The following is a 12,531-nucleotide window of genomic DNA, read 5'->3' on the forward strand; positions in this document are numbered from 1 at the left end:
ACTGGATAGAGCAGCTGCCTTCTAAGCAGCAGGTCGGGGGTTCGAGTCCCTCCGGGCACGCCATTCATCGGATTTATCCTGCATCACGTGTTCCGATGAGGTTGTTGAGTAGCCGTTTCCTGGATTTCTTGGCCAAATGGGGCAGCAGCAGCCGTAATGGCATGCGAAGCGCATGGCCTCGGATGTATAGCGAAAAACGAGCGATACCCGTCGCAAAATCGTCGCAAGTGGCATGCTGAGGTTGCAGGCCGCGAATGAACATGCGGTCCAGCAGCGCGAGTTTGGTTGCACTGGGAGCGTGTGTCCTGAGAGAGTCCAGGTGCTCTGCAACCTCCTCGTGCAAGACCAGGTTTAGGTAGCGCACGGCATAGTAGAGGGGGCGCTGCAAGCCCAACTCTTCGGCACGCGTAATTAGCCGTTTCCAGTCATCCGAAGAGCGTACCGTTTCGCGAACCAGGTCGCGTATATCGAAAAGATCGCGGAGCGCATGGTCAAACTCGCCGTCATTAAACAGGTGGACGGCGCTATGCAGAATCATGTCGTTCGGAGCGAGTACATGAATCTCCGGATTGTTGGGGCAGGAGCGGGTCTCTTTTAGTAATTTTGCCGGGTCGACGCGTATGGCGCTTGTTTCCGGGACGAGGTTGTGATGGACGTCAATCAGGCTATGGCGCTCTATATGGCGCATCGGCGGTATTTCATGCATCCACTGCCGGTAGTAGCGTTCATCGTATGCATCTTGAGAGGTGCTTGACCAACCGTGAAGCATAAGATTGATCTCGATATCCTCCAATTTGTCTTTTGCTACCAATAGGTCGATATCGTTATAAATACGGCTACGGGATGGAGAAAGTCCCGCAAGCTCGTATGCCGCACCCTTCAGGAGAACGACTTGGGCGCCTGCGGCACGTATTGCTGTTTCGATATAGGTAACCTCATTGCGGATAGCCGTGCTTAAGTGAGCCTGGTGCTGGCGGGCGGCAAGGAGGTGCGCTTGTACGGGTGGCGGGGCGTGTTGGCTTAACTGCTCATCTTCCAGGGTTGTTGCCAGGCGAGCCAATAGTTGGGAGGCTCGTGCCTGGCGAATGCAAAGCTCCCATTCCGGAATCGAGTATCTTGTGGTTTTGAGGGGCTGGAGAAGTGCTTCAACAAGGGTGCAGCTTGAGGTCATCCGCCAGACTCGTCTGCAAGTTGGTCAATGTGGGTAATCACTTGATCCAGGCTGCCATAGGTGGCTTTGAAGCCCGTGATGGAGTCAACAAGCCGGGCCAGGCTAACAAATCCTTTTTCCAGCAATATATTGTAATTGAAGGCATTTTCGACAAGTGCCATGAAGACGTCCGTTTTTCCTAGGGGGGTAAGCGTAGCTTCCTGGTTTTCCATGTATTGCGGGAATATTACCCAGTGCGGCGCAACTCGCTCGTCAACCCGCAGCATGCTATCCGATGTTGATTTCATATGCGCAACGGAGCCTTTTGCGGTGTCGTGGATAGGGGCCGAAATGTAATGCCCCGGTGCAAAGGTCCGTAAAACATCGATGGATCGATTTTTCAGGCTGACGGGCCGGCCGAGGGGGGTAATCTTTCCATCATCTGGATCGATCAGGATCAGTTCGTCGGACAGGAGGCGCCAGTCTCGAGACATCAGGGCTCCGCAGAGCGTGCTTTTGCCGGAGCCCGATGGTGCAGGCAGAAGGATCGCCTTGCCGTTGCGCTCAAGAACTGCGCCGTGAATTATCAGGAAGTGATGGGCGTGGTTGTAGATGCACCAATTCATTCCCCATTCCAGCAAGGCAAAGGCCTGGTTTGCGGCAAGCGGCTTGAAGGGAATCTCGCCATCGAATACGAAGATGCTTTGCGGCCTGATCCAGCGGCGAAGGCCTTTCGGCGGCGTGACTTCAATGTGAAAGTCACTGAATGTCGTGGGCGGTTCGACCGGAAACTGGTTGTACAGCGTGAGCAACCCTTCCGTCACCGCTTGAAAGGGGCTTCTTATTGAAAAAACAAATGGGCCGGTTCTAAGCTTCAGCCCATTACCGGACAGACGGTGAGCAAGCTCCTGCCTGGAGAGATCGGCTACCTTCAAAGGGCTCTCTTTTTAACAGGCCGATCAAACATAATATATCCAGCGTTTCTTTGAGGTGGGTGCGATGTGTTTCGCCTGCAATATGCAGTTGGGAGCATATCTCATCGATCGCCATCGAGGTGGCATTTTCTGTCGCGGAAAAAAGCCTCAGAACCTCGCCTGCAGGCGCAAGCAAGCGCGAGGTGCTGCCGCTTGCCGCACTGTAAAGAAGGGCATCTCCATCCCAGGATACCCAATTCAATCCAAGTTGCCTCTCGTGGTGATCGGGGAGGCTGTAGCGAATCAAGGCCAATCGGTAAGGTTATCGTAGGTATCGTTTGCGAGTTGAAGAGTGTTCTTCAGTGTCTCAAACGCTGTGGGAGAGTTGGCAATGTTGGCTAGGCCGGCAGCTGTCTGAAACATGCTGACAACTTGCTCGGGGGTGTAGGCGTATCCCTTGCCGTTGGGATTCGTTTTTGGGAATGCCTTGGCGTTGCAGTAAGCTCCGACCACGTGAAGGGCAATGTTTGCTGGATTGGAGTCAGAGCTTCCTGACATGTTGATGACGTCTGCAAGGCTCTTGTTGATGAAGAGAACGACGCCTTTGTACTTGTAGGATCCAAACACATTGGTAAAGGCATCCGCACGAGAGCAACCAGTGGGCCAGTCAGTGCGGTTTCTCCAGAAACCTGCGGAACGTCCGCATCCTCCAATCGTGTGTTGCCCTGAAAGATTGGCCGAATTAAGTGCTGAGCGCGTGCAACGGTCGGTTGCCCAAGCGGGTTTGTTCGCCGTGGTGACGATCAATGCCGAAGCAGAAAGTACCGAGGAAAGCAGCTTGCGACGTTTGGTATCGCTTTCCGTTGCATTGTTGGAAGGCTGCTCGGTATCGTTGGTTGGCTGCTGGGGTAAATGCTTGTCGGGCATGATTTCACCTAAATGTCAGTCGATGCGTTCACGTCATTTTAATGCAGCGAACTCTTATGGAGAAGTTCTAGCAATAATCGTGCGTGAAAAAAAAATACTAATTTAATTAGCGTCTTATGATTGATTTTTGAGCTTGTTCGATATGGTTCAAGGTCCGGCTTGACGAATGTGTAAAGAAAGTCGACAGCGTGTGTTCCTGTGTTTCTGTGGCTGAGGGATCGTTTCTCATCAATCGGATTTCAAGGCAGCAGGTTGTTCAGGTGGTATATGGGGATAGCGTAGGAAATGCCCGACGGTGCCGAGAGTGCCGCTTCTTTTGAGCCTTTGATAAATACCATGTTGATCACCCCGACGACTTCCCCCGAGTTGGTGTCGTATAGCGGGCTGCCGCTGTTACCTGGGTAGGCGGTCGCATCCAGTTGATAGACGTTAAAGCTGCCTCTTCGGATTTGCTTGATCAGCTTCTCGTTGAGTTGGTTGGAGTTGGCCCCTGGAATAGCGATAGGGGTCAGTGCGGATACGATGCCTCGATGGGTTACGGGGGAGAATCCGAGGGCGCCTCCGATCGGGAACCCGGTGAAGGCAATCTCCTGTCCTTCACGAACGACGGGGGTGCTGCTGAGCGTGAGCGCCGGCAAGGGCGGGCCGTCAATGTGCAGCACTGCCAAATCATGCTCGGCATCCTTCCTGACGACAGTTGCTCTGCGAATCGAACCTTCGCCACGGGGGGAACGAATCAACACGGCCAATTCCGGTGCGTCGGCGCTGCCTGTTTCCGGCAGAACATGTGCGTTTGTGGCTATTTTGTTCCCGTTGGCGATTGCAAAACCGGTTCCCCGAAATACAAAGGGAGGGCTTTGCGTTTTCATATACGTACCGATGGCGACGACTGCCGGTTTCACTCTTTCAATGGTATCGGGAAGGTCCGCCAGGCAGACGGATGCCGAAAAAAGGCTCAGGAGCAGCCCGGTTCGAAAGAAAACTCGTGTGTGGCGAATCACATTGACCGCTTTGATGCAGTAATTCTGCGGAGTTCGGGTGAGGGCGCCGTGACCGTTGCATCAAACGGGTGGTCATCGCGGCGGAAAATCTCCCGGATCCGTTTGACGTAGCCTTGGGTCTCCGCATATGGCGGGATGCCGGCATAGCGATTCACGGCTCCTTCGCCGGCGTTGTATCCTGCTGCGACCAGGGCAATGTTGCCTTGGAAATAGGCCAACAGCCAGCGCAGATACGCCAAACCGCCGCGAATGTTCTGTTCGGGGTCAAAGGGTTTTTTGACGTTGAAGCGTTCCGCGGTTTCCGGAATCAGCTGCATGAGCCCCTGGGCGTTTTTGGGTGATACGGCTGTCGGATTGAAGTTGGATTCCGCGCGTATGATGGCCATGGCCAAACGCGGCGATACGCCATACTGGGGCGCGAGGTGCTGGACCAGTCCGAGTACTTTCTGGTGTTGCGGCAGGGCGTTGTCTACGATGTCATGACCTTCCGCCTCGGCATCGACAAGACAGGAAGGAGTTTTGTCCGCGGGGTCGCCCACCTGGCGCAACATGCGGATGGAAAGCGCATCGCCTTGTTTTGCGGCCATGGCGAAGAAATAAGCAGCGCTAGCGTCGTCTCGGGTGACGCCGCGCCCATTGGCGAGCATCCAGCCCAGATTGTACTGGGCCTCCATGTCGCCGAGTCGGGCAGCCTCGCAGTAAAGCTTGAGGGCTTGCTCGGGGTCTTTCTTGGCGCCGTTTTCACCGTACTCGAGTGCTCTGCCTTCAAGTCGCAATACAGCGGCCTTTTCCTTTGGAGAAGGGGCGACGTCTGCCGTCGAGAGCGAACTGGCGAGCGCGACGGAAGCACCCAATACCCATCGAATGGGAAAGGCTATTCGTTGTCGTATCGAGTGCTTCATCGGTTAACCTCTTAGAGACGCCAGACCGAGATTCCTGTATTCGAAAAATCGGCCGGGTCGAGCATGCTCTTTACGTCGGTGATCACGCCATTCTCATTCAGTTTAGACAACAAATCCGAAGTCGGCAGGTTCTTGAATTGACGGTGGCTGACGGCCACGACAATGGCTGCCGCCTTGGGCAGTTCTTCCCAGGAAACGAGATCAACGCCGTATTCGTGGCGGGCTTCCCTGGCTTCCGCAACCGGGTCATGCACATATACCTTCGCACCGTAGGACTCGAGTTCCTGAATGACATCGATGACGCGCGAGTTCCGCAGGTCCGGACAATCCTCCTTGAACGTCAGACCCAGAACGATGATCGGCTTGTCCTTGACCGGATGACCATTCCGAACCATTTGCTTGACCGTTTTTTCAGCAATGAATTTTCCCATGCCGTCGTTGATGCGGCGGCCGGCGAGAATGACTTCCGGGTGATAACCGAGCTGTTGAGCCTTGTGCGTCAGGTAGTACGGGTCGACGCCGATGCAATGGCCACCGACCAGGCCCGGACGGAAGGGAAGGAAGTTCCACTTGGTGCCGGCTGCCTGAAGCACTTCCAGCGTATCGATGCCGATCTTGTCGAAAATGATGGCCAGTTCGTTCATCAGCGCAATGTTCAAGTCCCGCTGGGTGTTCTCGATGACCTTGGCTGCTTCAGCAACCTTGATATTGGAAGCGGGGTAGACGCCTGCCGTGATGACGCTGCCGTAAATTTCCTGCACTTTGGCGAGGGTTTCAGGCGTATCACCGGAAACAACCTTGACGATCTTGGTGACAGTGCGCTCCTTGTCGCCCGGATTGATGCGCTCGGGGGAGTAGCCGACGAAGAAATCCTTCTTCCAGGTCTTGCCGGATTCCTTTTCAAGAATCGGGATGCAGACCTCTTCGGTGGCACCGGGATAAACCGTCGATTCATAGACGACGATCGCGCCTTGCTTCAGATTTCTGCCAACGGATGTCGAGGAGCCGACGAGGGGGCTGAAATCAGGTTGGTGCGCGTCGTCGACCGGGGTGGGAACCGCGACGACAACGAAGTCGGCCTCACGCAGTGCCGAGGCGTCTGTCGTGACCATGAGTTGTGTGGCGGCCTTGAGATCCTCGGAACTGACTTCGCCCGTCGGATCGCAGAACTTCTTGTAGCTTTCGATTTTTTCCGACGAGAGGTCAAAACCGATGGTTTTGTATTTCTTGCCGAACTCGACAGCGAGCGGCAAACCAACGTAACCCAAACCCACGACTGCGATGATTGTCATCTTGATTCCTGTATCTATATCTATCAAAAATGGTTTGAAAACGAATTCTAGAGGGTTTTCAGCAGCTGACTAACCTCTGCCTGGCTCGGGAATTTGTCCCCCAGCTTTGCCAAAGCCTCAAGCTCCTTGCGGGCATCTTCCTTCTTCCCGGCCTTGATCAGCGTTTTGGCCAGGTTCAACTGAATCGACGCAGCCTGGGGGGCCAGTGAAACAGCCTTCTTGAGCAGTTCGATTGCCTTTGCGGTATCTCCCTTGTCGGCAATCAGCACAGCCAGGGTATCCATGATGGCCGGTTGATTGGGGGCCAATTCATTGGCTTTTTCCGCATACTCCAAAGCCTTTGGCGATTTCATCTGGCCGGCAGCCCAGGCCAGATTGTTCAGGATCAAGGCGTTGTTGGGCTGGAGGGCGAGGGCGCTCTGGTAATACGTGGCGGCCTGGCTGAAGCTGTTTGCAGCAAAGGCAAGGTCGCCCAAGTACATGCGGAATCCGAAGTCTTTCGGATTTTCCTTCAACCAGGTCGATGCATGCCTTTCCGCTTCTGCCTTGTTGCCGGAGTTCAGCAGCGTTGAATGCAGCCTGATTGATAGATCGGTGGTCTGAGTGCTTTTGAGTCCAGAGCGATATACGTCGATTGCCTGAGAGTCGCGTTGATTTGCCGTATGGATTCCGCCTTCCAGGAGGTAGCCGGCAGCTTCCTTCGGGCGTTGTTTCTGTACAGTCCTGGCAATGGTCAATGCTTCGTTCGTGTTCTTGTTTTCCATTGCAGCCGAAACCAGGGCACGCTGCGCGTCGAGCAGGTCCGGCTTGATCTCGAGAGCTTTCTTCAAACTCTTGACGCCGTCTTCCTTGTTCTTGTTGGCAAACTGGACTTCAGCAATGCGCAACTGCGGAACTGGCGAGGCGGGTTGCAAGGCGGCCATTTTCCCGAATGTAGTCAATGCCTGGTTGTAGTCTCCGGAAATCAGCTGTACACGCCCGAGTGCGTCGAGAATTTCCGGTTTTTCGGGCATGGCTGCGACAGCGTCGTTGGCTGCGGACAGGGCTTTCTTGGATTCATTGTTTTTTAAGTAATGCTGAATCAGGATCACCCGTGGGGCGATTTCCGTCGGCGCAGCGGTGACTGCTTTCGCAATCAGATCCGTCGCTTCGCCGGCCTTTCCGTTAGTCGCCATATTCAGCTCAGCCAAGGCGAGAAGTGCCTGGACGTTCTTGGGATCTGCCGCTAGCACCGTTTCAAAGCGCTTCTGCGCGTCCCCGGGTTTCTTGTCGGCCAAGTCAAGCCTGGCAAGGCTGGCCACTGCTGGAAAGAAGGTGGGGTTGATCGCGATGGCTTTTTCGTAGCTCCGACGAGCGCCCGGCACATCTTTCTTGGCAAGCAGGGCTTGGGCACGCAGATTGTAGGTTGCGGGATTGTCCGGCTGTTTTTTCTCCAGAACGTCGATGGCCTGAATGGCCTTGTCCAACTGGTTGTTCTTCAGATGGGCAGCAATCAGCGCAAGGTCGGCGGTGATCCCTTTGTCTTCGGCGGAAATCCTCTGAAGCTCCTGGAAACCGCTATCGGTATTGCCTTGTGCCAAGTGCGCAACCGCAATGGAGGTTTTCTTGGGAGCGTTTTCCGGATCTAGCTTGCTTGCTTTGGTGAAGTATTCCGCTGCTTTTACGGCGTCGCCGTTCTGCAAATAGGCTTGTCCAGCCAAAGTCAGGAAGGCAGAGTCCTTTTCGATATCAACGAGTACGGGCTGAAGTGTTTCAAGGGCTTTTGCCGGTTGCCCGGAACGCAGATAGTTCGTAACGAGTATGCGGCGAGCCAGAACCAGCTTGGGTGAGAATTGCACGGCTTTTGCCAGATAGGTCTCGGCCTGCAGGAAGGATCCCAGTTGATACTCGATAGCGCCTGCTAGCTGTAGACTGTTTGGGTTATTCGGCGATAAGCGCAATAGTTGCTGCGCAGATTCGCGAGCGACTTTGTAATCCTTGCGTTGATAATTGACTTGCGCGTCAAGGAAGTAGGCTTGCGGCGTTTTTGGGGCAATTTTCTTGACGGCATCAAGTTGCTTGATGGCATCGTCCATCTTGTCGTTTTGCAACAAGGAAATGATGATTGCAGTATGTGCCGGAAGGAAGTCGGGCTTGGCTTCAATGGCCTTATGGTATTGCTCCAACGAGGCGGCAGCGTTGCCCTCCGTGGCCAGCAGCGCCCCTTTAATCAGCATTGCCTCGGCGCTTCTCGGATTTTTCGTTAAAACAGCCTCTATCTTTGCCTTGGCCCCGGAGATATCTTGCGAGGCGATCGTTTCGCGAATGTCGACAAGACGTGCCGGTTCATACTCGGGACTGGCGATAAGCGCCTCTGATAACAATCTCTTCGCATCGTCCTTGTGCCCCAAGGCTGCGTATGCCGAGCTTAGGGAGGTTTTCAGGGCGGCTTGGGATTCGTTGCTGGATAAGGTGATGTCTTTCAGATCGTCGATCATCTTTTTGGCTTGACCAAGACCCAGCATGGCGCGGGCAAGCTGCGGGACAACGGCGTCAACGGGGTGCTTCAGTTCCAGGGCTTTGCGCAATTCAAGTTCGGCGCCACCAAGATCTCCGCTTTCCAGGAGCGCTGATCCCATCAGAAAGCGAGCTTCTGCAAGATTGGGATTTTGCTGAAGGGCATTCTTGAGCTGAATGACAGCCGCCTTGGTGTCTTTTTTGGCTAAAAATTCCTTGCTCGATGAGACGAGACTTTCCGGAGATTCGCCACCGCAGGCCCCGAGAAGCAGGGTGAGGAGCAGGGCGGAAACGGTATGTGGAAAACTTGGGCGCGACGTTTTCATGGACTGTCTCTTTTCGGGTCAGGTATTTTGTGATTTCAAGCCAAGCCGGTGCATCAGGTCGTACAGGGTAGGGCGGCTGATTCCCAGTATTTCGGCCGTTTTCATCAGGTTGTTGTTGGCTCGGCCCAGCGCGGTAACGATCGCCTGGCGTTCTGCATCGTCGCGGACTCTCCGCAAATCGATGAATTCCGGCTCCTGATCATTGTGCACCTCAAGGCCGATGTCATCACGGGTGATTCGTGATCCATCGGCCATGATTACCGCACGTTTGACGCAATTTTCCAATTCGCGGACATTGCCGGGCCAGCGATGGTTCTCTATGGTGCGGATGGCATCTTCGCCGAGCGTCATGCTGCCGCGCTTCTGTTCTTCGGCAAACTTGTGAACGAAGGCATGCGCCAGCAGGGCGGCATCGCCCGAGCGTTCGCGGAGCGGGGGGATCGGAACGACAATTTCGGCCAGGCGATAGTACAAATCCTCACGGAAACGACCATCGCCGATTTGGGATTTCAGATCTTGGTGAGTGGCGCAAACGATACGAACATCAACCGGAATTTCCTGACGCCCACCCAGGCGCTCGACGACGCGTTCCTGAAGGAATCTCAGCAATTTTGCCTGCAGCGGGAGCGGAAGGTCCCCGATTTCGTCCAGCATCAGCGTTCCGCCGTTTGCAGTCTCGATCTTCCCCGGCGTGGTTTTTGCCGCGCCGGTAAAAGCGCCTTTTTCATACCCGAACAATTCGCTTTCAAGAAGATTTTCCGGGATGGCGGCACAGTTGATGGCAACGAATCGCTCCTTGGCGCGCGACGACGACTCGTGCAGTCCTCGCGCAAGGAGTTCCTTGCCCGTGCCGCTCTCGCCGAGCAATAGAACGGTTGCGCCGCTGTTGGCAACTTTTTCAATGGTTCGGCAGACACGCTGCATGCCAGAGTCCCGGGTCAGCAAGCCGCCGAGCGCGGTCGGGTGGCGGGTCGCTTGCAGGCGACGATTTTCCTGCTGCAGGTCGTGCAGGCGAAACGCCCGGTCGATCGTCAATGCCAGCAATTCGGGTTCGAAGGGTTTGGCGAAGAAGTCGTAGGCGCCAAGCGCGATGGCGCGAAGTGCATTGGAATGATCGTTTTGACCCGTTAGAACGATGACCTTGGTATCCGGCGCTGCGGCGAGGATTTGTTCGAGCAGGCGAAAACCTTCCGATACCGAATCGGCATCGGGCGGCAAGCCGAGATCCATGGTCACGACCGGGGGGGCGTGGCGATGGATTTGTGCGAGAGCGCTTTCGCGGTCTGCGGCCGTCAGCGTTTCATATTGATCGAAAGACCAACGGAGCTGCTTTTGCAGTGCAAGATCGTCCTCGACAATCAACAGGGGGCGGGGCCTTTCAGTAGTCACGCAGCTTCTCTTTCTATGAGGTCTGATTCCGTACGTATGACGAATAATGGGAGTAGAACCGTGATGCGAGTGCCCTGTCCTGGCTTGCTGTCCACCTGCATTTCTCCACCCAGTTCCCGAATGTACTGTGCGCTTTCATAGGCGCCAATACCCATTCCGGCTTCCTTCGTACTTTGGAATGGCTTGAAAAGCCGGTCGCGGACGAACTCCGGCGACATGCCGTGCCCGGTATCTCCAACTTCGATGGCCGCCTTGTCATTCTTGCGCTCGATCTCCACCCATACCCGGTTTTTCGGCGTCGAGGCATCCAGTGCGTTCTGGACCAGATGCCCGAGTACGCGCTCCAGCCGTTCGTCGTGGCCGCGGGCAACCAGTGTTTCGGAAATTGCGACCTCGATTGTCCGGCCCTGTTTTTCCTTGTCCTTCTGGATGCGATGAACGATCTCCGACAGGTTGACGCCGCATATTCCTCCGGGAGGCTTGGCACCTTCGCGTAGCTGCAGCATGAGCTGACGCATTCGTTCAACCGCATGATCGACAGTCATCAACATGTCCTGCTGAAACTCGGGATTGTCGCGATGCCGCTCGGCGTTCTTGAGCATCAAGGACAACTGGGTCACGATGTTTTTCAGGTCATGTACGACAAAGGCCGACATTTTGTTGAATGCATCGAACTTGCGGACTTCAAGCAAGGCCTCGGTGGCTTGCATCTTGGCCAGAAAGCTGGCTGCCTGGCAACCCGCCGTGCGCAGGAGATCATTGACTTCCCAGTTGACGTTGATCGGGGTGCGAGAGCTCGCCAATATGACGAAGCCATGCATTTCCTGCCCGACCATCAGGGGAACAATCAGCCAGGCATTGGGCAGGCCGGACAGCCACTCGGGAAGATCCAGCCCGCTGTAGCGCCCCGGAAAACAGCGGTATTCCTCCAGATTGATGACCCAGCCGCTGTCCATCAGGAATTTGCAAAGCGGGGATTCCAGCGACTCGATGCCAGCGCTTTCGGGATGGTTCCAGCGTGCCGTCTGACGGTAGGCGTCACGGCCGGCTTCGCGAAGCCATAAGGCGCCGGCAGGGCTTTCGACCATGTTTGCCAAGCCGCGAACGACCTGCTCTCCCATCAGTTGCGGAGAATCCTGGGTGGTCAGCGTCTGGGTGAAGCGAAGCCATTCCTCGCGATAATCATAGCGGTAGTGGAAGAAGTGCTTGCCGACCAGTACCTTGATTTTTGCGCGTATCGAGCCGGAGACGAGCAAGACGCCCAGGCCGAGCATGGCAGCAAAAACAAGGGCCAACTGGAGTGCGCGTCCCCATTCTCCCCCGAAATAGCGGACGTAGTAGCCGACACCTGCCATGAACAGCAGGTAGATCCCGGATGCGAGCAGGGTGAAGGAGTGAAAGGCAACCTTCTGGGAGATCCTGATTTTCGATGTCCAGTCACGGCTGCGCTCGGTTGAAAGCATGAGCAGCGGGATCGTCGTGGCATGGACAAAACCCCGGACGGTGATTGCATCGCCATCAAGGTGATTGAACATGACCCCGTCCGAAAACAGGTAGATGTCGAAACCGAACTGGAACAGGAGTGCGAGGCAAAGCGGTTTTACGTTCCAGCGCGAATCCTCGGCAACCGTGCGGAAGAGTTGTTCAACCAGTATCAGGCCTGCCACCGCCTCGGCCAGACCTTGGAAAACCATGGCTCGCTGCCATTCGTCCGGTTTGATCCAGCCGCCGAGCAAGCCGAACTGAAGGCCCAGGCCGGTAGCGACCAGTAGCCAGCATAACTGTTGAAGCCAGGGTGAAACGGCCGGCTTGGCATGGGGGTCGGCTTGCTGTTGAGATAGTATGGAAAGCAAAAAGGCATACCAGACGCCGTAGCGGCACACATCCAGAAACGCAGACGCTATGGTCGGCAAGGGCTTGCCGCCATGCATGGCGAGCAAGGTGCAGGCGGCCCATAGCGCAGAGATGATGGAGGCGACAACGACGCGCTTGGCACGGGCGCTATCCCGCCACTCTTTTCCAAAGGAAAAAAGATAGACGGTCAGAGCCATGTAGCCGAGGGCGGCAAGCCCAAAGCTCCAGGAAATCAGCGAAGTATCGGAAACGTCCATGGGCTGGATCGGGATTCAGTCAG

At 55.5% G+C, this 12,531-nt stretch carries 9 protein-coding genes; all 9 read right to left on the reverse strand.

Annotated features, from left to right (window positions below; translation table 11 throughout):
• Window positions 1-73 precede the first annotated feature (73 nt).
• Window positions 74-1,171: a nucleotidyltransferase family protein gene (locus tag Q0P59_RS08710; RefSeq protein WP_295005656.1), complete on the reverse strand. Its 1,098-nt coding sequence runs from the start codon at window positions 1,169-1,171 to the stop codon at window positions 74-76.
• Complete coding sequence (locus tag Q0P59_RS08715; protein WP_295005658.1) at window positions 1,168-2,085, reverse strand: HprK-related kinase A; 918 nt, start codon at window positions 2,083-2,085, stop codon at window positions 1,168-1,170. Before Q0P59_RS08715 ends, Q0P59_RS08710 begins: the two co-directional genes overlap by 4 nt.
• A 282-nt stretch (window positions 2,086-2,367) precedes the next feature.
• A complete protein-coding gene (locus Q0P59_RS08720; RefSeq protein ID WP_295005660.1) occupies window positions 2,368-2,991 on the reverse strand; it encodes a hypothetical protein in 624 nt (207 codons plus the stop codon).
• 239 nt (window positions 2,992-3,230) lie between these two features.
• Entirely contained in the window at window positions 3,231-3,992 is a 762-nt protein-coding gene (locus Q0P59_RS08725) for a serine protease (protein ID WP_295005662.1), read from the reverse strand.
• On the reverse strand, window positions 3,989-4,894 hold the full coding sequence (locus tag Q0P59_RS08730; protein WP_295005664.1) for a transglycosylase SLT domain-containing protein: 906 nt from the start codon (window positions 4,892-4,894) through the stop codon (window positions 3,989-3,991). The genes Q0P59_RS08725 and Q0P59_RS08730 overlap by 4 nt, the downstream gene beginning before the upstream one ends.
• 11 nt (window positions 4,895-4,905) lie before the next feature.
• A complete protein-coding gene (locus Q0P59_RS08735) occupies window positions 4,906-6,186 on the reverse strand; it encodes a nucleotide sugar dehydrogenase (protein WP_295005666.1) in 1,281 nt (426 codons plus the stop codon).
• A 47-nt stretch (window positions 6,187-6,233) separates the two neighbouring features.
• Window positions 6,234-9,008, reverse strand: a complete 2,775-nt coding sequence (prsT, locus tag Q0P59_RS08740; RefSeq protein ID WP_295005668.1) for an XrtA/PEP-CTERM system TPR-repeat protein PrsT — start codon at window positions 9,006-9,008, stop codon at window positions 6,234-6,236.
• Window positions 9,009-9,026: 18 nt separating this feature from the next.
• Window positions 9,027-10,397, reverse strand: a complete 1,371-nt coding sequence (gene prsR, locus Q0P59_RS08745; protein ID WP_295005670.1) for a PEP-CTERM-box response regulator transcription factor — start codon at window positions 10,395-10,397, stop codon at window positions 9,027-9,029.
• A complete protein-coding gene (gene prsK, locus Q0P59_RS08750; RefSeq protein WP_295005672.1) occupies window positions 10,394-12,508 on the reverse strand; it encodes an XrtA/PEP-CTERM system histidine kinase PrsK in 2,115 nt (704 codons plus the stop codon). The genes prsR and prsK overlap by 4 nt, the downstream gene beginning before the upstream one ends.
• Between the last annotated feature and the right edge of the window lie 23 nt (window positions 12,509-12,531).

Source organism: uncultured Dechloromonas sp. (assembly GCF_945957265.1).
GTDB lineage: Bacteria > Pseudomonadota > Gammaproteobacteria > Burkholderiales > Rhodocyclaceae > Azonexus.

Coding starts and splice junctions, on each gene's coding strand:
- Q0P59_RS08710 (WP_295005656.1), bottom strand. CDS start 1,171: ATGACCTCAAGCTGCACCCTTGTTGAAGCACTTCTCCAGCCCCTCAAA.
- Q0P59_RS08720 (WP_295005660.1), bottom strand. CDS start 2,991: ATGCCCGACAAGCATTTACCCCAGCAGCCAACCAACGATACCGAGCAG.
- Q0P59_RS08730 (WP_295005664.1), bottom strand. CDS start 4,894: ATGAAGCACTCGATACGACAACGAATAGCCTTTCCCATTCGATGGGTA.
- Q0P59_RS08735 (WP_295005666.1), bottom strand. CDS start 6,186: ATGACAATCATCGCAGTCGTGGGTTTGGGTTACGTTGGTTTGCCGCTC.
- prsT (WP_295005668.1), bottom strand. CDS start 9,008: ATGAAAACGTCGCGCCCAAGTTTTCCACATACCGTTTCCGCCCTGCTC.
- prsK (WP_295005672.1), bottom strand. CDS start 12,508: ATGGACGTTTCCGATACTTCGCTGATTTCCTGGAGCTTTGGGCTTGCC.